The organism is Lacrimispora sp. 38-1, assembly GCF_049890855.1.
In the GTDB taxonomy this organism is placed as follows: domain Bacteria; phylum Bacillota; class Clostridia; order Lachnospirales; family Lachnospiraceae; genus Lacrimispora.
This window is the reverse complement of record NZ_JBANEW010000066.1, coordinates 29,155-48,849: the sequence shown is the minus strand read 5'-3', so window position 1 is coordinate 48,849 and position 19,695 is coordinate 29,155. Positions and strand designations below refer to the sequence as shown.

General features: G+C 40.7%; 19 protein-coding genes and 1 riboswitch. Of the genes, 11 read left to right on the top strand and 8 right to left on the bottom strand.

Going from position 1 to position 19,695, the window contains the following annotated elements; genetic code table 11:
- Positions 1–4 precede the first annotated feature (4 nt).
- Positions 5–697 (top strand): L-ribulose-5-phosphate 4-epimerase, encoded by a 693-nt coding sequence (locus V7D18_RS19670; protein ID WP_426156720.1) that lies wholly within the window; start codon positions 5–7, stop codon positions 695–697.
- Positions 698–748: 51 nt separating this feature from the next.
- A complete protein-coding gene (locus V7D18_RS19665) occupies positions 749–1,816 on the top strand; it encodes a GntR family transcriptional regulator (protein WP_426156812.1) in 1,068 nt (355 codons plus the stop codon).
- Between the two features lie 4 nt (positions 1,817–1,820).
- On the opposite strand, the gene V7D18_RS19660 is transcribed toward V7D18_RS19665, so the two are convergent.
- On the bottom strand, positions 1,821–3,065 hold the full coding sequence (locus V7D18_RS19660) for an MFS transporter (RefSeq protein ID WP_426156718.1): 1,245 nt from the start codon (positions 3,063–3,065) through the stop codon (positions 1,821–1,823).
- A gap of 233 nt (positions 3,066–3,298) precedes the next feature.
- On the opposite strand from V7D18_RS19660, the gene V7D18_RS19655 reads away from it, so the two are divergent.
- Positions 3,299–4,114, top strand: a complete 816-nt coding sequence (locus V7D18_RS19655; protein ID WP_426156716.1) for a helix-turn-helix transcriptional regulator — start codon at positions 3,299–3,301, stop codon at positions 4,112–4,114.
- Between the two features lie 23 nt (positions 4,115–4,137).
- Here the strand turns inward: V7D18_RS19655 and V7D18_RS19650 are convergent, their stop codons facing one another.
- Together V7D18_RS19650 and V7D18_RS19645 are read right to left on the bottom strand one after the other, a co-directional pair.
- Positions 4,138–4,983 (bottom strand): helix-turn-helix domain-containing protein, encoded by an 846-nt coding sequence (locus V7D18_RS19650; protein WP_426156714.1) that lies wholly within the window; start codon positions 4,981–4,983, stop codon positions 4,138–4,140.
- A gap of 77 nt (positions 4,984–5,060) precedes the next feature.
- Entirely contained in the window at positions 5,061–5,660 is a 600-nt protein-coding gene (locus V7D18_RS19645; RefSeq protein ID WP_426156713.1) for a hypothetical protein, read from the bottom strand.
- A gap of 258 nt (positions 5,661–5,918) precedes the next feature.
- Here V7D18_RS19645 and V7D18_RS19640 point away from each other — a divergent pair, with 258 nt between their 5' ends.
- Positions 5,919–6,533: an HAD family hydrolase gene (locus V7D18_RS19640; protein ID WP_426156711.1), complete on the top strand. Its 615-nt coding sequence runs from the start codon at positions 5,919–5,921 to the stop codon at positions 6,531–6,533.
- Between the two features lie 145 nt (positions 6,534–6,678).
- Here the strand turns inward: V7D18_RS19640 and V7D18_RS19635 are convergent, their stop codons facing one another.
- On the bottom strand, positions 6,679–7,584 hold the full coding sequence (locus V7D18_RS19635; protein WP_426156709.1) for a DUF2935 domain-containing protein: 906 nt from the start codon (positions 7,582–7,584) through the stop codon (positions 6,679–6,681).
- Between the two features lie 149 nt (positions 7,585–7,733).
- Between V7D18_RS19635 and V7D18_RS19630 the strand changes: the two genes are divergently transcribed.
- The 4 genes from V7D18_RS19630 (at position 7,734) to V7D18_RS19615 (ending at position 10,134) form a co-directional block, all read left to right on the top strand.
- On the top strand, positions 7,734–8,483 hold the full coding sequence (locus tag V7D18_RS19630) for a LysM peptidoglycan-binding domain-containing protein (RefSeq protein WP_426156707.1): 750 nt from the start codon (positions 7,734–7,736) through the stop codon (positions 8,481–8,483).
- A 427-nt stretch (positions 8,484–8,910) separates the two neighbouring features.
- Positions 8,911–9,399 carry a 2'-5' RNA ligase family protein gene (locus tag V7D18_RS19625; RefSeq protein WP_426156705.1) on the top strand — a complete coding sequence of 163 codons (489 nt, stop codon included), beginning with the start codon at positions 8,911–8,913 and terminating at the stop codon, positions 9,397–9,399.
- A 95-nt stretch (positions 9,400–9,494) separates the two neighbouring features.
- Positions 9,495–9,650: a hypothetical protein gene (locus V7D18_RS19620; RefSeq protein WP_426156704.1), complete on the top strand. Its 156-nt coding sequence runs from the start codon at positions 9,495–9,497 to the stop codon at positions 9,648–9,650.
- A gap of 190 nt (positions 9,651–9,840) precedes the next feature.
- Positions 9,841–10,134 carry a hypothetical protein gene (locus tag V7D18_RS19615; protein WP_426156702.1) on the top strand — a complete coding sequence of 98 codons (294 nt, stop codon included), beginning with the start codon at positions 9,841–9,843 and terminating at the stop codon, positions 10,132–10,134.
- A gap of 195 nt (positions 10,135–10,329) precedes the next feature.
- Here V7D18_RS19615 and V7D18_RS19610 read toward each other — a convergent pair whose 3' ends face one another.
- Entirely contained in the window at positions 10,330–10,824 is a 495-nt protein-coding gene (locus tag V7D18_RS19610) for a hypothetical protein (protein ID WP_426156700.1), read from the bottom strand.
- A 272-nt stretch (positions 10,825–11,096) separates the two neighbouring features.
- Between V7D18_RS19610 and V7D18_RS19605 the strand changes: the two genes are divergently transcribed.
- From V7D18_RS19605 to V7D18_RS19595, 3 genes are all read left to right on the top strand, one after another.
- Positions 11,097–11,225 (top strand): hypothetical protein, encoded by a 129-nt coding sequence (locus V7D18_RS19605; protein WP_426156699.1) that lies wholly within the window; start codon positions 11,097–11,099, stop codon positions 11,223–11,225.
- A gap of 299 nt (positions 11,226–11,524) precedes the next feature.
- Entirely contained in the window at positions 11,525–13,027 is a 1,503-nt protein-coding gene (locus V7D18_RS19600; protein WP_426156697.1) for an Ig-like domain-containing protein, read from the top strand.
- Positions 13,028–13,320: 293 nt separating this feature from the next.
- Positions 13,321–16,389, top strand: a complete 3,069-nt coding sequence (locus V7D18_RS19595) for a glycoside hydrolase family 2 TIM barrel-domain containing protein (RefSeq protein WP_426156696.1) — start codon at positions 13,321–13,323, stop codon at positions 16,387–16,389.
- Positions 16,390–16,445: 56 nt separating this feature from the next.
- On the opposite strand, the gene V7D18_RS19590 is transcribed toward V7D18_RS19595, so the two are convergent.
- The 3 genes from V7D18_RS19590 to thiC form a co-directional block, all read right to left on the bottom strand.
- A complete protein-coding gene (locus tag V7D18_RS19590; protein WP_426156694.1) occupies positions 16,446–17,276 on the bottom strand; it encodes a class I SAM-dependent methyltransferase in 831 nt (276 codons plus the stop codon).
- A gap of 295 nt (positions 17,277–17,571) precedes the next feature.
- A complete protein-coding gene (gene thiW / locus V7D18_RS19585) occupies positions 17,572–18,123 on the bottom strand; it encodes an energy coupling factor transporter S component ThiW (RefSeq protein ID WP_426156693.1) in 552 nt (183 codons plus the stop codon).
- A 25-nt stretch (positions 18,124–18,148) separates the two neighbouring features.
- Entirely contained in the window at positions 18,149–19,456 is a 1,308-nt protein-coding gene (gene thiC, locus V7D18_RS19580; protein ID WP_426156691.1) for a phosphomethylpyrimidine synthase ThiC, read from the bottom strand.
- Between the two features lie 85 nt (positions 19,457–19,541).
- Positions 19,542–19,650: riboswitch (TPP riboswitch) on the bottom strand.
- Between the last annotated feature and the right edge of the window lie 45 nt (positions 19,651–19,695).

Here is a 19,695-nt window from a genome sequence, read left to right as displayed (position 1 = left end):
TAAGATGCTGGAAGAACTGAAATTAAGTGTATATGAAGCAAATATGGAACTGCCCCGGAGAGGGCTGATTACCTACACCTGGGGAAATGTCAGCGGCATTGACCGGGAAAAGGGTTTGTTTGTCATTAAACCAAGCGGAGTGGATTATGATAAGCTGAAACCGGAGGATATGGTAGTCATGGATTTAGACGGCAATCAGGTGGAGGGGGAGTTAAATCCCTCCTCTGATACCGCCACCCATCTGGAGCTGTACCGGGCATTTGATAAGATAGGCGGGATTGTACATACCCATTCCCCGATGGCAACCTCCTGGGCCCAGGCAGGCAGAGCTCTGCCCTGCTATGGCACCACCCATGCGGATTATTTCTATGGAGAGATTCCATGCGCAAGAAATTTAACTCAGGAAGAGATTGACGAAGGTTATGAAAAAAATACGGGAACTGTGATTATAGAGACCTTTAAAGGACTTGATCCCATGCATGTTCCAGCGGTATTGTGCAAAAACCATGGTCCGTTTACCTGGGGAACGGATGCGGCCAATGCAGTTCACAATGCAGTTGTTTTAGAAGAGATTGCCAAAATGAATTTAATGACAGAGCTGTTAAATCCAGCAGTAAAACCAGCACCCCAGTCCATGCAGGATAAACATTTTATGAGAAAGCACGGACCGGATGCCTATTATGGGCAGAAAAAATAACAAGGAGTCCTTACAGTGTCGGACAGCGGAAAAACAAAGTATTACGTATTAATGGAAGAACTGAAAAAAGAAATCATCTCCGGAGAGAAGAAGCCGGGAGACCGCCTTCCTTCGGAGAACCAGCTTTCGGAGGTCTTCCATATCAGCCGTCATACGGTGAGAAAAGCCCTGTCCATACTGGAACAGGAAGGCTACATTGAAGCGGAACATGGCAGAGGTACCTTTGTGTCCAGAAAAGCGGGAAGGAAAAAAGGGTCGGGCAATATAGCGGTGATTACCACCTATTTGTCCGACTATATTTTCCCGCGGCTGATTCAGGGAATCGACCAGGTACTGACGGAAAACGGTTACAGCATCATTATTAAAAATACGGGGAACAGCAGATTAAAAGAGAGCAGATGCTTAGAAGAAATACTGGAAAAGGACGTGGACGGACTCATTATTGAACCAAGCAAGAGTGAGATTCTCTGCGGCCACAGGGGACTTTATGACAAGCTGGATTTTTATAAAATACCTTATGTGTTTATACAGGGTTATTACACCCAGATGAAGAACAAGCCCCATATCAGGCTTGATGACTGCCTGGGCGGATATCTGGTGACGAAGTATCTCCTTGATCTTGGGCATGAGCATATACTGGGGATTTTTAAGGCAGATGACAGCCAGGGAAGAGACAGGCACAAAGGCTTCGTAAACGCTCTTCAGGAAAGCGGGTTTTCCTACGATCCGGATATGGTGATCTGGTATCACACAGAGGACCGGTCTGCCAAACCTTCGGAGGTTCTAAAGATCATGCTGGATGAAAAGGTCCCTGTTGACGGGATTGTTTGCTACAACGACCAGATTGCCTTTGAGGTCATTAAGACCATAGAGAAAGAAGGGATCTCCGTGCCAGATGAGATCTCTGTTACCGGATATGACAATTCCTTTATTGCAGAAAACGGCATGGTGAAGCTGACCACCATTGCCCACCCGCAGGAACGGCTGGGGGCAATGGCGGCTGAACTGCTTTTGGAAAAGATCCATGGAATCCCGGACGAAGAGAGCCGGGTGGAACGGGTATTAAATCCGGAGCTTGTGATCCGGGAATCCTGCAAAGACAGGAGAAAGGACAGGTAACCGGTCAGTATTTTTTCAGTTTTCCCATGTAGAGAACACATCCTAAGATCAGGGACCCGGACAGCAGGAAGAGAATCTGCATTCCGCTGACTGGAAGGTCTCCGATCTGGAAGGAAGGGAGTATGGTCAGCAGACTGGCGCCTAAAAGGGTGGAGAAGAAGCCGCAAAGTCCTGCATAGGATGAATTGGCACTGACATATAAAACCCGTTTTTCTTCAGGTGCATAATGATATTGCAGGTTAAAAACGGATATTGCAATTCCGCCCCATGCAGCACCGGACAGTGCCTGTAAAACCGGCTGCAGGGCGTAGCAGGTATCAGGAGTCATAAAAAGCCAGCTGATATGGATAAAACCAAGCAGTCCCATGGAAAGCCTTCCTGCAAGAAGCCAGGAGGTGGCATCTGCCAGTTTTCCCCAAAGCCAGGCTGCCAGAATCCGGACGGTGGATGAAATCAGTCCAAGGAATGTGATATAAGTATAATCCATCTTCAGCCCGGTGACCATGTATACGCTGAAAAAAGGACCGGCGATCTGCAGTGCCAGATTCCAGAATATATAAGTGAACATAACCTTCCGGTATTTTAAGTCAGAGATTGGCGCAAGAAGAACATCCTTTAATTTCTGCTTTTGCGGAGTACTTTCCGGTTCCCTGATCGATGACAGGCACCAGAAATCTGTACAGGCAATGAGAAGAACGGTAGCACCGACTACATAAAAGCCGGTTTGTTCCATGCCGCTGTTTCGAAACCAGTCCATGATCCGCCCCATAATAAGGCTTAAAATTGTGGAGAATGCAAAAGCGAAGGAATCCTTTCTTCCCAGATAATCTCCTCTGATATTTTGCGGAACCAGCTGGAGAATCCAGTTGCCGGTTCCGGTACCGATGGATGCACCGAAAAAATGAGCAATTCCATAAAGAATGACCACTGCTGCCAGGCGAATCACCGGCTGTGTGATAAACAGCGGCAGAAAGAACATCAGAGAGAGCAGCAGCCTGTGAACGAAGGAAAAGCTGACTATCAGTCCTTTTTTTCTTCTGAGGCTTTCTAAGAGAATGGAAGAAAACATCTGGAGGCTGCACAGAAGAATGGGAAAGGAACCAATGATGCCGTTTAAGGAGTCATCGGCTCCCAGTGAACTGGCGTATCCGGAGAGGAAAGCACCTGTGGTGAGCGTAACGATACCATTGGCACAGCACCCCTCGGCAATAAAAAGATTTCTTCCTTTTGAAAAATCTGCGGCTGTCATGGGTGGTGTTTCCTGGCTGTAAAACGCGGATTTTTTTCTGATCAAATAAGTAACCATATTATCGAAACGGCAAATCTGCCGTGTTCCCCTTTTCTTTTATTCGTAGATCTGCTATCCTTTTTAAAGAAATAAAAATACTTTCTCTATATTGCCAGTTTGAGTCAAAGGTTGCAAGAGGAAAAAGAAGCGAAAAACTGGATGATTCCGACTTGAAGACGACAGGGGGGCGACACATGGAACATTACTTACATCTAAAGGCAGTTCTTCCAGTGAGGGCATTAAATGCAGGATATCTGGTTACAGGGGGGAAGGGCCGGCACGCAGACCGTGTCATGGATTCTTTTGAAATCATCTATGTCAATTCCGGTGTGCTTGGGATCGCGGAAGAGGATGTGGAATACGAAGTGGAGGAGGGGGAAGCCCTGATCCTCTTTCCGGGAAGACATCACTGGGGGACCAGGGAGTTTGATAAAGACTTAAATTTTTACTGGCTCCATTTTCATTTGGAGGAGAAGGCAGAAGAAACAGGGACAGATATTATGTCTCTTCCCCAGCTTATTCGGATTGGAAAGCCGCAGCAGTTTGAAGAACTGTTTCGACGGTTTATCAAGAGACAGAACGTATGCAGGGAAGACAGAACCATATTAAATCTGGTCCTTTTAGAACTATTGTGCGAGTTGAGTGATTCACTTTCTCCAATGGAGATAAACGGGCAGAAGGTGCTTCTGGCCAATCAGGCAGGGCAGTATATCAGAAACCACTTAAAGGAACCATTATCGGCTTCCATATTAGCGGAACAGCTGGAATGCAGCCCGGATTATTTAGGGCGGACGTATCATGCGGTTTATGGGAAGACTTTGACGGAAGGAATTCATGAAGCCCGGCTTAATAAGGCATGCAGAATGCTGATTGAGACCAATTTAACCGGCAGTGAGATTGCTTACCGGTGCGGATATGAAGACGTGGATTATTTCAGAAGAATTTTCAAAAAATATATGGGAATGACAGCCAAGGAATACCGGCAGACCTATAGTGTCATTGAACGGTAGAAGAAGGGCGGCAGGGGATGATCTCACCTTGCCGCCTTCCTGTATTCTGCAGGAGATACTCCGGCTGTTTTTTTAAAGATACGGCTGAAATAGAGGGGATTTTCATAGCCTATGATTCCGCCTATTTCACCGATGCTGTAGTCCGTGCTTTCTAATAGTTCCTTGGCTTTCCTGATCCGTATATCGGTTAAATATCTTCCGGGAGGCATTCCGGCATATTCCCTGAAGCTCCGGATAAACCAGCAGGTGCTCATGTGAAGCTGTCTCGCATAGGCCTCGACCTGGATGTTTTTCGCCAGATTCTCATGAAAAAAACGGACTGCTTTTTCCATTTCTTTCTGAATTTCTGTTTTCTGAAAGCCGCCTTCTTCTCTGATTCGTTTCAGAAGGAGAAAAAGCTGCTTTAAATAAAGGGCTGACAGTTCTTCATAGGAGGGGCGCGTAAGCTGTACCTCCCGGATTACGGACAGGAACAGTTCCTGGTATTTGGAAGATATTCCGGTATACAGAACCTGTTTTTCGGTAAACCCCGCTTCTCTGGTAAGAGACGCTGCCTCGCTGCCTGTGAAGTGGAGCCAGTAAACTTCCGGTTTATCGTTTATATAGTAAGCATATTGCTGGGGAGTATGGGGGAGATATAAAACCATACTGCCTTCTGAAACTTCAGTGGCAATTCCGTCAATTGTAAAAAAAGCTTTTCCTGCCGCGATATAGAGCAGCTGATAGTCGGAACGGCCGAGAGGACGAAAGGTTGACATAACTGGGAGAGAGACCAGGCGGTAGACTCCGCAGCTGTTGACCCTTAAGGGGATTTTTGTATTTTCCAGTTCATCTTCCGTTAAATTCATATAGCCTGTATTTGTGTACATGGAGAGAATCTCCTTTCGGCATGTATGGTATGATTTTATCCACTCTTTTATATCTGTCTACACAGCTGGAAAAAATATCAATTTTTTTGGTTATATTTATCAGCAATGCTATTTAGTTTGGCGTCATAGTCTTCGTTGATACTTTCCATGCTTTCATTAAATTCTTTTACTACATCCTTTTTTTCTGAATTTTCCTTCTTTTTTGAGATGAGACTATCTGTAGCGTAATCGTAAAGATCTACAGAATCTTCATTTCCAGGTAAAATATAGTAAGTGTGATTAGTTTCATTGTTTTCTGCAGAAAGAATTGTCCATGAATCAGTAAAGCCTCTATAAGAACAGTTGCATTTTACTTTATATAAATTAGTTGTTAATACGACATCCAAAAAAATAGTATCAGAATCTATTTTTTTAATGTTATCATAGTAAGCATCTGTTATTTCGCTAATTCCAATTTGGGAAGCAAAATTTCTCAGTTTATCTTTAAGATTATCTAAATTTGGCAACTCCTCTGTATCTGCAGATGTATCTGCAACCGTATCTTCTGTTGAAGATATAGTAGAACTTTCCATTGTGGGAGGCGTTGTTGCTTTTGTATCTGTAAATTTGCTGCAGGCAGTTATTAAAGTGAATGAAGAGATTAGAAGTGCTGTTGTTAAAAGTTTTGATTTTTTCATAGTCAATATTCCCCTTTTTTATTAAATATTATATATAAGCCAACGCTTGATTATAATTATAACTGATATGATGAAAATTTCAATTAATAGATTAATAAATAAAATTTATTTCAACTAAGGCTGCAAAGCAGATAAAGACGGGCTTCCGGATAACACGAGAAGGGTTATATCATATTTAATACTGTGCTATAATAAGTGATATTTAAAACCATAATCTGATAAACAATGATTATTTACATAACGGAAACGGAGGCTAATATGATTAAGGCAATATTGTTTGATTTTGATGGTGTACTAACCACGGATGCAACAGGTTCCATGTCCATATGTAATTATATTTGCATGAAAACAGGTTTAGATATTAATAAATTTAAAAATGAGTATTACAAATATAATGAGGACCTTTTATACGGGAAAACAAGTCACGGAGAAATATGGGGGAAATTGTGTGAAGGATTAAATACTGAGGTTGATATAAATATATTATATGAATCCTTTATAAATACTCCTATAGATATGCGAATGACAGCAATTATGGATGAATTGAAACAGGAAAATTATAAAATAGGTATGGTTACTGATAACAAAAAAGATCGTATAGATACCATTGTCAAATACTATGACTGGAATAAAATATTTGATGCTGTCACTGTTTCGGCAGAAATTGGTTCGGGAAAAGATTATAATGAAATTTTTCTGAAAACGATACAAAGTCTGAATGTAAGTGCTGATGAATGTGTATTCATTGACAATCAGGAGAAAAATCTTATTATTCCTAAAAGCATGGGAATGAACGTTATTTATTTTGATCATGAAAACAGAGATTATGAAAAACTTATGAAAGAATTTAAAGATCTGTCAATTGATTTTTAAGATAAATATAATATTCTGCTGACCACATACTGAGAGGAATGTTTTTTGGGTTATAAATAAAGAACGTGCTGCAAAACCATTTGGAAAAAAGTTTTGTAGTACGTTATTTATTTTGATTTTATTAGAAGAATGCATAAAAAAGAATTTAAGTCATCTGCTGAAGCAGCCGGATATAATGATTTGATTCGCGCAGTACATGATCTGCAAGCAAAGGCAGAATAACGCTGTATATCTTACATTCATTGATTCCTTTTGTCCCCGCCTCTTTGAAATCACGGTACTTCATCGTTTCCTGCAGGGTTATATCTGTTACACTGTGAATTGTCATATCTGTAGCTGTCCTTGCCGCCTGCATCAGATCATTATATTGTCCGGCAAAATCATTGGCAGTATTAATGAGCTCGCATTCGGTTGGATCAAGCAGACCCCGGATAAATAAGGCATGCTCCATCATGATCTGATCCCAAAACAGTTCTGTTTCTGTTAAATTGTGCTCTGGGTTCTGACGCTTTTCCAGTGCAATTAAATGAGTATAATACATATTTGCCTCGCGCAGTATATGGTCAATGAGCAGTGGGTAGTTTGCGGTGAACATGCGGCAGGCCGATACATTATTCAATATTGTTGTTTTAAAGTCAATAAGTCCTTCCAGCAGTGGAATTACTATGGCATTTAGCTGGCTCACCTGCTGTACCAGTGCTGGAGTTATCATGGGATTAATTACGCCGCAAAGTGCCTCTTCCAGCTTCGTGATCTCCTGGTTAATGGTTATACCGGTAAAGTATTGTGTTTTTTGTTCGCTGCCAAGGGTATAACCCGTGACGATTTCACCAGAAGAGACAACAAGAGGGCTGATAATCCCATTTCCTAATATCACGGCATTTTGTAAAATAGTCTCAAAGTGGCGTTTGTACTCATCTGCAGCTTTTGAAAAGTCAGGATTGGCCGGAGTAAAGCCAGCTTCCAAAAATAAGGAATGCTCTTTCATAATACGTCCAAAAAATATATTTAGCTCTAGTGAAAGTATTACATACTGTTGTTCAGTAATCATTGTGAATCTCCTTAATTGTTATACCAATAACATATGATTTTCAGAACGTTTTTTGATAAATAAATCAGATATTTTTAAAATTATTGGTTACCTTTTATATGTCTGATCATACTAATAATTTAAGATATATTTTATTAGGTCGTGAATGAATGCCGCAATACCCATTTAAAACAATTTGTTATAGAATATGTCCAGGGGACACATTATTTTCAATTGCCCAGATGTTTGATACAACTATAGATGAAATCATGACTGCTAATCCTGGATTAGACCCAGAAAATCTATTTGTCGGGCAAGTTATTTGTCTGAATCCGGGATTAGGATATTTTTCTTCAGATGGATACAATACTTATAATGAAATAAGTAAATCACAAGCGGACTTAAGCGATTATATACGTAAACTTTGGGAGCAGCATATTACCTGGACCAGGCTGACTATCTTAAGTTTGGTATTTGATTTGCCGGATACAGATTTAGTCACAAACCGACTGCTTAGGAATCCGAAAGACTTTGAAGAAATTCTGAAGCTTCTTTATGGAGATAGGAAAGCTTCTACATTTGCAGATTTATTTACAAATCATCTTGTAATTGCTGCAGAGCTGGTAAATGCAGCCAAGGCCGGTGATAGTAATGCCGCTGCAGATGCGGAAAAGAGATGGTATGAAAATGCTGATGAAATAGCTGATTTCCTTGCAAGTATCAACCCCTATTGGTCTCGGGAAGATTGGAAGAAAATGCTGTATCAGCATCTGGAAATGACGAAAGATGAAGCTGTTAATATGCTTACCGGTAAGTATTCGGAAAGTATTACAGGATATGATCAAATAGAAGAACAGGCATTGGTTATGGCTGATATGATGACGAATGGTATTGTTAATCAATTTCCTGATGTTTTTTAATAAAAAAATTTACCATATATGCAAATAAGAATATCATTTTGTGCATGTTTTGTCTAATGCGACAAAACCCTTTGTTTATGCACGTTTGAAGGGTATGATTTGACGGATAAGGTTGCGATTGTGGTAAAGGTGAACTGGAAACATTCCTGGATAAGCTATAAGGAATCCAAGGACTTTGAATACGGTGCTTAACAGTATTACCTTATGGGAGTAAAGTAGGAGTAGCGTAGCGGTAAGAATGTTTATGTGGAAGATGAGTCCAGGACATTTTATGAGTGTAGCACAAACCGTTCTGCTCTGGTAGGAGTTTGATGGATCTGTGAAGAGATTGTGAAAGTAAAATGGTACATTGAGAACTTAATATTGCTAGTTAGTAAGCATGGTGATATTCTACTCATGAAGATATTATATTGTGAGAGGTGAAAAAATGGAAAAGAAATTTCTATGCGTGATGGCTGGATATGATGACAAAACCGAACAACATCTTGCTGCCTTTCAGAATAGGCTATATGAAGAAGGCTTTATTGGTACACATACTAAAGATTTGCCCCAGCATATAACATTAGGGACTTTTTCTGTAGTAGAAGAAAATGAACTGATTAATTTGGTGACGCGAGTTTCACGGGAAATCAAACCATTTGAAATTACTTTTAATCATATTGGAATATTTGGTGGTTCAAAAGTGTTATTTGTTGCGCCGGATCCCAATAGTAATCTTTTTAACCTAAAAGAGAAATTTGGCAATAGCTTTAATTGGACTCCCCATACAACTATGTTGATAGATGAGCCAGAAACTATATATTCTGCATTACCGTTTCTGGCAGAAAGTTTTAAATCTTTCCAAGGTTCCATACAAAATATTCATTTATATGAATTCTGGCCAACTCGTCATATTTTGTCAAAGATATTAAAATGAAATAGAATAAAAAATAGAATTAAATGTAAAAAACTACTAACTATCAGTATTAAGTTGGTAGTTTTTTTATTACCAGAAAGAGAAAGGAGCTTAATTTGGTAGACCAGAGAGAAATGGAAAAGATAGTTACGCCTATGATGGAACATGTATGTGATCACCTGTGCCGGTTTCCCTGGGAGTTTGAGCGCAAGGAAGATCTGGAAGAGGTATGCGCCGGTTGCCAGATGGACCAATATACAACCGTATTCTGAATTAGTATGATAAAGTAAACGATTTCGAGAAAGGCCAGTGTGTATATTTTACTGAAAGAGCTGGCAATAGAGCGGGCGAAGTATGAGAACATGGTGGCTGACTGGAAGTGGCATTTAACAGAACGGTTTAGCCGAATTAGAATTTAATGGTGTTTAAATGGAGTTTCCTATCCTTGGAACAAAGTTCACCATGCCGTGGGAAGTTATTGCCACACACGAAAAACAGGAAATGTCAAACTATGGTCAAACGATCAAAAGACTTGCGGAACGTGGCGGTCTGGATTGGGTGGAAGCCCTGGCCGTAATGGAAGATAGAAAATGGGTAAGATTGGATTCAGAGATTGCAAGAAAAAAGGTATTATCCATTGTTTCTGAGCAGGAGAATAACATGGACATTGATGAAACAATTCAACACTGTAAAGAAAAAGCCATAGAAAATAGTTGCAATCAATGCGGAAAAGACCACGAACAATTAGCAAAGTGATTGACTGAATTAAAAGAATACAGGGATATAGTGTCTGTAATTTCAGAAAGTTAGAGATAAAGACCTGTATGGAATTCGTTTAAACTGAAACTTGTGGAATTAATAAGTATTACATTGATTAAACTTTAGCGAAACCCAAGGGTAAAGCCAGAAAGGCAACTTCACCCTTGGAATACAAATGCCTTTTATAATTTTTTATTTTTGCTCTACGCGGTAATAAACAGTACCTTGATTGGAGGTCCCTATCGCATATATTGCTATCTCAATTCTATATCGGCTTGTCCCTGAAAGTGTTGACAAATCAGTAGTTGATAAAGGATCGTAAAAGTTCATAAATGAATATGTTTGTTGTGTTCCACCTAAAACTGGAATTGCGGTTACTGTTCCTTGTATTAAATCTTTTCTGTTGTTATTGGGACAATAAAACTTTAATTGAACATTATCACTGGCAGTAACGGTTGAAGTAAGTGAAGCTTTAAGCGTATATCCACGTGTTACCGTTCCTAGTAATGTGTAAGTTTTTCCGTCTGGTGCAGTAATTGTTGAAGCCCCCACAGCGGAGGACACCTCTTTGTTTTTTGTTGTAGAATCAGGTTTTACTTCTAATGTTTTTTCAGATGCAAAGACTGGTATACATGTCATACAAAAAATCAATGTACTAATTACCAGCCCTTTTAAAAATTTTTTCATTTTAATACCTCCTATATTTTTTAATAATATAGTTATTATACAACCTGATTTGTGAAAAAAATGTCATATTCGGAAATGAATAAAAAAATTTTTAAATTAGAAAGAAGGTACAGCTTGAAACTTGAAGAAAAACAGAAAGTCAATGTCCAGGTTTATCCTGGAAAGAAGAGGCTGGCGGCTGGCGTTACTATAATGGAGATACCGGTCTGCCGGTTCGCGATGGCTGGGTAAAGGATCAGGACAAGTAATACTGGTTTAATGCTGCGGGGATTATGGTCACTAATACATGGAACCAGTATAATAGCGCTTGGTATTACCTGGGGCCAGACGGGGCTATGTGTAAATCTCAGCTGTTGAGAATTCCGGAAAGATCTATGCGGTGGACGTTGACGGTAAGATGATAACAGAGCTTTTGAAGCTCACTCCGGATCAGGATGGGGCGCTACAGTATCCGGGGTTAGTGAAATAGTGCTAAATTTGTTTGGTAAGGATACCGATTGTCCGGATTGAAACAAGATGATAAGATGAAGGCATTCTAAATCATAAATGAAAAAGCTGAAATCCCAGAATACTATAATCGATTATAATAAAAATTTACAAGTCATTTGTACATTCAGGTGGCTTTCTTTTCTGCGCTTTATTTATTGATTTAGAATGTTTACTACAATAATTACAAAAGATAAATTTTGGAGGTACATGTATGAGTAAGAGAGTATTGCTAAGATTGGCAACGAGTATTTGTTTTATGCTTTGTATAATGGTTTTAGGGCAGATTACTGTTTTTGCTGAAGATAGTAAACCTTTACATGAGTATAAATTTGACGGAGAAAGTGATATAACAGTTATCGATACAGGAACGCAAAGGCAAATTGGAACCTCATATGGTGAAAACTGTGATAAATTTTATACTGGCTATAATGGTATAGGTAGATCAAGGTTTTTTAATGGAAATGATGATTATATAGCTTTGGGAAATTATTATTTACATACAGGAGCAAAATCTATTAGATTTAAGTTCAAAAAAGAAACTTCACCAGCTTCTAATAAAATTGAGCATATTATAAGAACCTCTGGTGATAATTATAATTATGGTTATTTTATTGGCATAGGTTCTGATATACTAAATCAAACAATAGGTAATTATGGGTTTTTACCAAAAACTGGTAGTCTTTATATTGCACATGTAACTGGAGAACGTCAAATGAACTTTGAACTTCAAACACCAGAAAATGTGTGTGACGGACAGTGGCATGATGTTTTATTTACATGGGATGGAACAATGGAAGTTAATTCAATTAAATTATATTTAGATGATATGCAAACTCCTGTGGCTCAAACAACACCTAAATATAATCCTGAAAGAAGTGGAGTACCCGCAACTATTGGTAAAGGATATCACGGATATTTAGATGATATTCAAATTTACAATACAGTAATAACACCAGAAACGCCAACTCCTGTCACACCTTTAAATCTAAACGCCACAGCTGGCAATTCAAAAATAGATTTAACCTGGGATGTAGTAGAAAAAGCAACAAGCTACACTATTAAACGCTCCACAACTGCAGGAGGACCATATACAGCTATTGCAACGGATATAACTGATATCTCTTATACGGATACTGATGTAAAAAATGGAACAACTTATTATTATATTGTAAGTGCCATAAATGCAGGTGCCGAAATAGGCAATTCAAACGAAGCTTATGCACAGCCTACTGAGTCTCAGACACCCCCTATAACCGACTCAAAATTAAAAGTAGTATTAGAGGTATCTGAAGCACTTCGATTAAGTGTAGATAATGACTTAAATGTAAATACACAAATGTCCTGGTCTTCTTCAGATCCAACAGTAGCTACAGTAAATGAAAAAGGTATAGTGACAGCTCTGGCTCCTGGTAACACAGTTATAACAGTTAAGAGTGTGGACGGCTCTTATACGGACTACATAAATGTATTAGTTGTAGAGAATGCAGACGATTACAGGCTTGCAATTGATTTAAAAATTGGAGAAACAGCCAGATTGACAGCGGATGATTTTACTAACACAGCTAATATCACATGGGCTCCTATGGATTCATCAATAGCAAATGTTACCAGCAAAGGAAAAGTCACAGCACTGAGTAAAGGATTGGTTTTAATTAGTGCAAAAGACGCAGATGGAAATATCATTGGCCGTGTTTACGTAAGAGTAAGAGAATAGTTTGATTAAAGGCGGGTATCCGGTATTCCGGACCCGTCTTACTATTATAGAAGATTATATCATTTCCTGACTGTATTTTGACTGCATGAGGCATGGTTTTGACTACATTTAAGTGGTAAAAGCTGGTGATTCTAAAAGTCTCGGAAACCTCAGTTTTAAGCCAAAAGCTACCGCTTTACAGGAAAAAATAAAATCATTGGTATCATTTTGTGCATGTTTTGTCTAATCAAAGATATGGATTTTTGACTCTGTCCTTTTATAATAAAAGATAAGAAAAGAAGGAGGAGTCGACTATGATCGTACCCAGACATTATGAAAATCTGCATCTGCTTCATGAAAACACCATGCCACACAGAGCTTATTATATCCCGGCTTCCACAGCACAGTTTGATCTGATTCATAAAAGAGAAAATTCCGACCGTTTCTGCCTCTTAAACGGAAACTGGAAGTTTCGCTATTATGACAGCATTTATGACGTTAAAGAAGAATTTTATCTGGAAGGCTTTGATACGTCTAAGTTTGGTGAGATTCCGGTACCCGGTTGTTTTCAAAATTATGGCTATGACAAGCACCAGTATACCAATACCAAATATCCATTCCCCATGGACCCTCCCTATGTTCCGGCTGAGAATCCATGCGGTGCATACGTCCATCATTTTGTCTATAAGAGAGAGTGTGAGGCACCCAGAGCTTACTTAAACTTTGAGGGAGTGGATTCCTGTTTCTATGTGTGGTTAAACGGCAGCTATGTGGGATACAGCCAGGTTTCTCATGGAACCAGCGAATTTGATGTAACAGGAGTGATTCGGGAGGGGGACAATACTCTTTCCGTTCTCGTCCTAAAATGGTGTGACGGAAGCTACCTTGAAGATCAGGACAAATTCCGTATGACCGGAATTTTCCGGGACGTATATCTGCTGAAGAGACCGGAAGAAGGGATTTTTGATTACTTCCTCACTACATCTGTGAGAGGTGGCCAGGCTCATGTTGAGGCTGCAATTACCTTTAGCGGTAAAGAGATTCCAGTGACAGTAACCGTAACAGACAGAAACGGGAATACCGTTGCCAGAAAAGAGGGATATCCTGCAGAAGGAAAGATAAAATTTGATATAGAAAATCCTGTGCTCTGGAATGCAGAAAACCCGTATCTTTATACGGTTGTATTTGAGACCGGCCAGGAAGCAATCGTTGACCGTCTGGGAATCAGGGAAATTACCAATCGTGATGGTGTGGTATATTTAAACGGTGAGAAAATTAAGTTCCATGGTGTAAACCGCCACGACAGCGATCCGGTTACCGGTTTTACAATCAGCCTGGATCAGATGAAGCGTGATTTGCGACTTATGAAGCAGCATAATGTAAATGCTATCCGCACCAGCCATTATCCCAATGCGCCTCAGTTCTATCAGCTTTGTGATGAATATGGATTTTATGTCATTGATGAGGCAGATAATGAAAGCCATGGTACCGGCTATATTTATATGGAGACCCGTACTACGGAGGTATGGCGTGACCGCTGGAACCGCGCTATTGCGGACAATCCGGAATTTACGGAGGCGACCGTTGACAGGACAAAGCTTTTGGTCGAGCGGGATAAGAACCGTCCCTGCGTAGTAATCTGGTCTATGGGAAATGAATGCGCTTACGGCTGCACATTTGAAGCGGCACTTTCCTGGACAAAGTCTTACGATCCCACCAGGCTTACTCACTATGAGGGTGCCAGATACCGGGCTGTGGATAAAACTTATGATTTCTCCAATATCGATTTATTCAGCCGGATGTACCCCAGCCTGGAAGAAATTATCGAATACACCAAACGTGAGACTGCAAAGCCATTTATCCTGTGTGAATACAGTCATGCCATGGGGAATGGACCTGGGGATCTGGAAGGTTACTTCCAGGTGTTTGAACAGTACGACCGTGTATGTGGCGGTTTTGTATGGGAATGGTGTGACCATGCAATTTACCAGGGAAGAACCATTGACGGTAAGCCGATGTATCTTTATGGAGGAGATCATGGGGAATATCCTCATGACGGCAATTTCTGTATGGATGGTCTTGTATATCCGGACAGAAGACCGCATACGGGTCTGATGGAGTTTAAGAATGTAAATCGCCCGGTACGTGTAGTCTCCTTTGATCAGGAGAAAAAAGAACTGACGCTTCATAATTACCTTCATTTCACCAATTTTAAAGAATATGGATATATCACCTATGAGATGACCTGCGATGGTGAGTTAAAGGCAAAGAAAGTTGTGGGGGAAGCTGATATGCCCGAGCTTATGCCCCGGCAGGAGTGCAGACTTCCGCTGAACTTTGAGGTTCCGGCAGCAGGTAAATGTTACTTAAAGGTAAGTTATTATCTGAAGGAAAGCAGTGCTCTTGTAGAAGCAGGAAGCCTTCTTGGATTTGATGAGATTCTGCTGAAAAACGAAGATATGAGAAACCAGACGGCAGCAGCACTCTTAGACGAAAAAGTGAAGGACGGAGCATTTGAGGTATGCGAAGACGATCGTTATATTCATATTAATGGGAAAAGCTTTTTCTACACCTACAGTAAATTGACAGGAATATTTCAGAAAATGAACTTTGAAAACCATTCCATTCTGGAACGTCCTATGGAAATTAATATCTGGAGAGCACCTACGGATAATGACAGTGATATTAAAAGTAAATGGATGGAGGCTCACTATCACCGTGCTTCTTCCAGAGGGTATGAAACCAGATGGGAAGAAAAAGAAGGCTGCCTTGAAATATCCACTGTGATGTCTATGGTAGCAGCACCCATTCAGCGGATTTTAATGATTGATGCGTTATGGACGATCGGAGCAGATGGCGCTTTAAGCGGAAAGCTGGATGTAAAGAGAGATAAGGAGTTTCCGGAACTTCCACGGTTTGGTCTCAGACTGTTCCTTTCAAAACAGATGGATCAGGTGACCTATTTCGGACTTGGCCCTGTCGAAAACTATATAGATAAGAAAAATGCCAGCTATCATGGTCTGTTTTCTTCCAGCGTAAAAGAAATGCATGAGGACTATTTAAGACCACAGGAAAACGGAAGCCGCAGTGATTGTGACTTTGTAACCATAGAGGGAGGCAGTCTGTCACTCACTGTTGCAGCTCATAAGGCATTCTCTTTCCATGCATCAGAATATACACAGGAGGAACTGACGGAAAAAGCCCATAATTATGAATTGATTCCTTCCGGCTTTACAGAATTCTGTGTGGACTACCGGCAGAACGGAATGGGATCGGAAAGCTGCGGACCGGAACTCCGGAAAGAATATATGTTTGAGGAAGAAGAATTTACATTTGAGTTTAAGATGGTGCCCGGAAGTAACCGGAACGGTTCCATGAAATAAATTCGAAATACGAAAATATGGAAGACAGGGGAGATGCATAAGCACCTCCCCTTATACTATTTCTCTAAAATCACCGCAATTGTTGGGCTTTCCTTTTTCCATGGAGTCCCAGACACGTCTGCATATGTACCACAGACTTTAAAGCCAGATGCTTCCACCTCTTTTATCAGAGTCGCTTCTGTATAATAGGTATTCCAGAGATAGTAAACAGAAGCTCCTGTTTTTGAAATAATGACGTATTGATCCAGGGTTACATTAACAGGATACTTGCAGCATCTTTTCAATTCAGCATATTCATCCTCCCGCCAGAAACCGTTGCTTTCATGAATATCCCATATCTGTTTTTCCTGGAAACTATCGAATTCATTTAAGGAAAAAGCATCAAACAAAAATTTACCTCCTGGTTTTAAACGGTCATAAACCTGTTTTAAAACGATTTTTCTTTTCTCAGGAGAAAGAGCACCGTAATCACAGTAAATCATTACTGCAAAATCAAATGTACGGTTTAATTCAAGGGAAAGATAGTTCTGACAGGAATAATCGATGTTTAACTTTTTTTCAGCAGCTGATTTTTTTGCATAATCAATGGAACGTGAGGAAAAATCCACTCCGGTTACATTAAATCCGGATTTTGAAAAGAATTCTCCATAGATTCCGGGACCGCACCCTAAATCCAGCAGCAGGGGATAGTCTTTGGGCGGAACCGTTTTGGCAATCCATTCCGCTGATTTCCGGATAAAATCCAGCTTTCGGCTGGCACCGTCAAATTCCGGATCAAGATGGGCTTTCAGCATTTGTCTGGAAATGTATTCATCATCCCAAAAAGGAATACTGGTTTCCTGATATAATTCAGGTCGTTTTAATAAATCTTTGATTTCATACAGCATAATGAGCGCCTCCTTATAAATTGGTAAAATAATAGCCGCGGACATTACTCCGCGGCTGTTCTTAAATCGATAAAGAAAAGACTGAGAGTAAATAAAATCAAAAAGCAGGCACAAAAATAAGGCTGACAATTCAGCTTTTAATTTTCGTCTGTTCCATTGATTTTTTTACTCTTTTCCAGCTATATCCATGTCTGCGAATTTATAACATCTGATATACCGGAATTTCTTCACCTCTTTTTATTATTTTTACCTTTTAATCATATTGCAGTATACACGTTTTGTCAATCATAAACCATCAGTTAATCAGCTGGCGCAGATAGGAAAGCAGACCCAGCCTGCGAAACGTTTCTAATAAAAAGGCGGCAAACAGAGTACCGCACACTGTGCTCATAAGAAAGGGAACAACAAAGAAGAAAACTGCAACTTCCTTTCCCAGTATCAGCACTGCAACCGGATAGCTGAGAAGAGCGCCGATCAGCCCGGTTCCTGTAATTTCTCCCACATAGGCCAAAAGAAGTTTTCCGGTCTTTTTAAACAGAAGCGCACTGAGATATGCCCCCACCATGCTTCCGGGGAAAGCCAGAAGCGTTCCGGTACCGGATAAGTTTCTGATGAGAGATGAGACAAATGCCATGGCAACTCCGTAAGCAGGACCTAAAAATACCCCTGCCAGTACATTTACCAGGTGCTGAATCGGGAAACATTTGGAGGCTCCGATGGGAATGGAAAAGCCGGAGAGCGAAACGGTGAGTGCTACCAGCATTCCGCCAGCCGCCAATTTTTTTATGGTAACTCCTGCAGAGGTCTGAGTGACAGCAGCTTTATTTAAATTTGTTTTCGGATTCATGATTTTTTCTCCTTTTAAGTCAATATCATTCGTCATAGATGTTGACAATCTCTCCGTCTAAAATCCGGTTCATATTTTTCATAGCGCAGAAATTACCGCACATGGAACAGGTATCTTCTTTTTCCGGTTTGGAAGATGCACGATACCTTCTTGCTTTTTCCGGATCAATGGACAGAGCAAACATTGCTTCCCAGTCCAGCCGTTTCCTTGCATCACTCATCTGGTAATCCCATTCTTTCGCACCCTTGATGCCTTTTGCCAGATCAGCAGCATGGGCTGCAATCCGGGCAGAGATAATGCCTTCCTTCACATCATCTGCATCAGGAAGCCTTAAATGTTCCGCAGGGGTCACGTAGCAGAGGAAAGAAGCTCCGGCAGCAGCAGCTATGGCCCCTCCGATGGCTGCGGTAATGTGATCATATCCGGGAGCAATGTCAGTGACGAGAGGCCCCAGTACATAAAAAGGTGCACCCTTACAGATAGTCTGCTGGATTTTCATATTGGCGGCGATCTGGTCCAGGGGCATATGTCCTGGTCCTTCAATAATTACCTGTACATCCTTTTCCCACGCACGGCGGGTCAGTTCCCCAAGGGTAACCAGCTCTTCAATCTGGGAAATATCAGAGGCATCCGCAATGCAGCCAGGTCGGCAGGCATCTCCAAGGCTTAATGTCACATCATGTTCCCGGCAGATTTCCAGAATACGGTCATAATGCTCATAGAATGGATTTTCATTTCCAGTCATCTCCATCCAGGCAAAGATGATGGAACCGCCTCTGGATACAATATTAGTCAGGCGTTTTGCCTCTTTAAAACGGTGCGCTGTCTGCTTGTTGATGCCTACGTGAATAGTCATGAAATCCACTCCGTCAAGGGCATGCATTTCCACAATCTGAATCCATTCTTCAGAAGTTATCTCCTTAAGAGGCTTATGATAATAAACAACGGCATCGTAAATGGGCACCGTTCCAATCATGGCCGGGCATTCTCCTGTCAGCCGTTTCCTGAATTTCCTTGTATCTCCGAAGGAACTTAAATCCATAATGGATTCAGCCCCCAGTGAAACCGCATCCTCTACCTTTTTTAATTCCAGATCCATGTCATTTAAATCTCTGGAAGTTCCAAGATTTACATTGATTTTTGTTTTCAGCATGGAACCGATGGCGTTTGGCTCCAGGCAGGTATGGTGTTTGTTGGCAGGGATAACTGCCTTACCTTGTGCAATCAGCTTTATAAGCTCCTCCGGTTTAATCCCTTCTTTTTTCGCTGTGATTTCCATTTCCCGCGTCATAATGCCTTTTCTTGCGGCATCCATCTGTGTGGTGTAATTCATATGTAGTCCTCCTTCATTATTTGGAGGGATTTACGGCTCTGGACAAAAAAAGAGCCCATACCAACAGGTACAGGCCCAGATCAATACATCCGTCTCGTATAAATCCCTACGTTGGCATTACCCAAATCAGGTTATAAAGGTCGAAGTTTGATAACTTCCTCTCAGCCCGCATACGAGCTCCCTCTTGTGGCACTAGTGTAGCACCGGTCTAAATGAATGTCAAGTGGAATTTGCTTAAT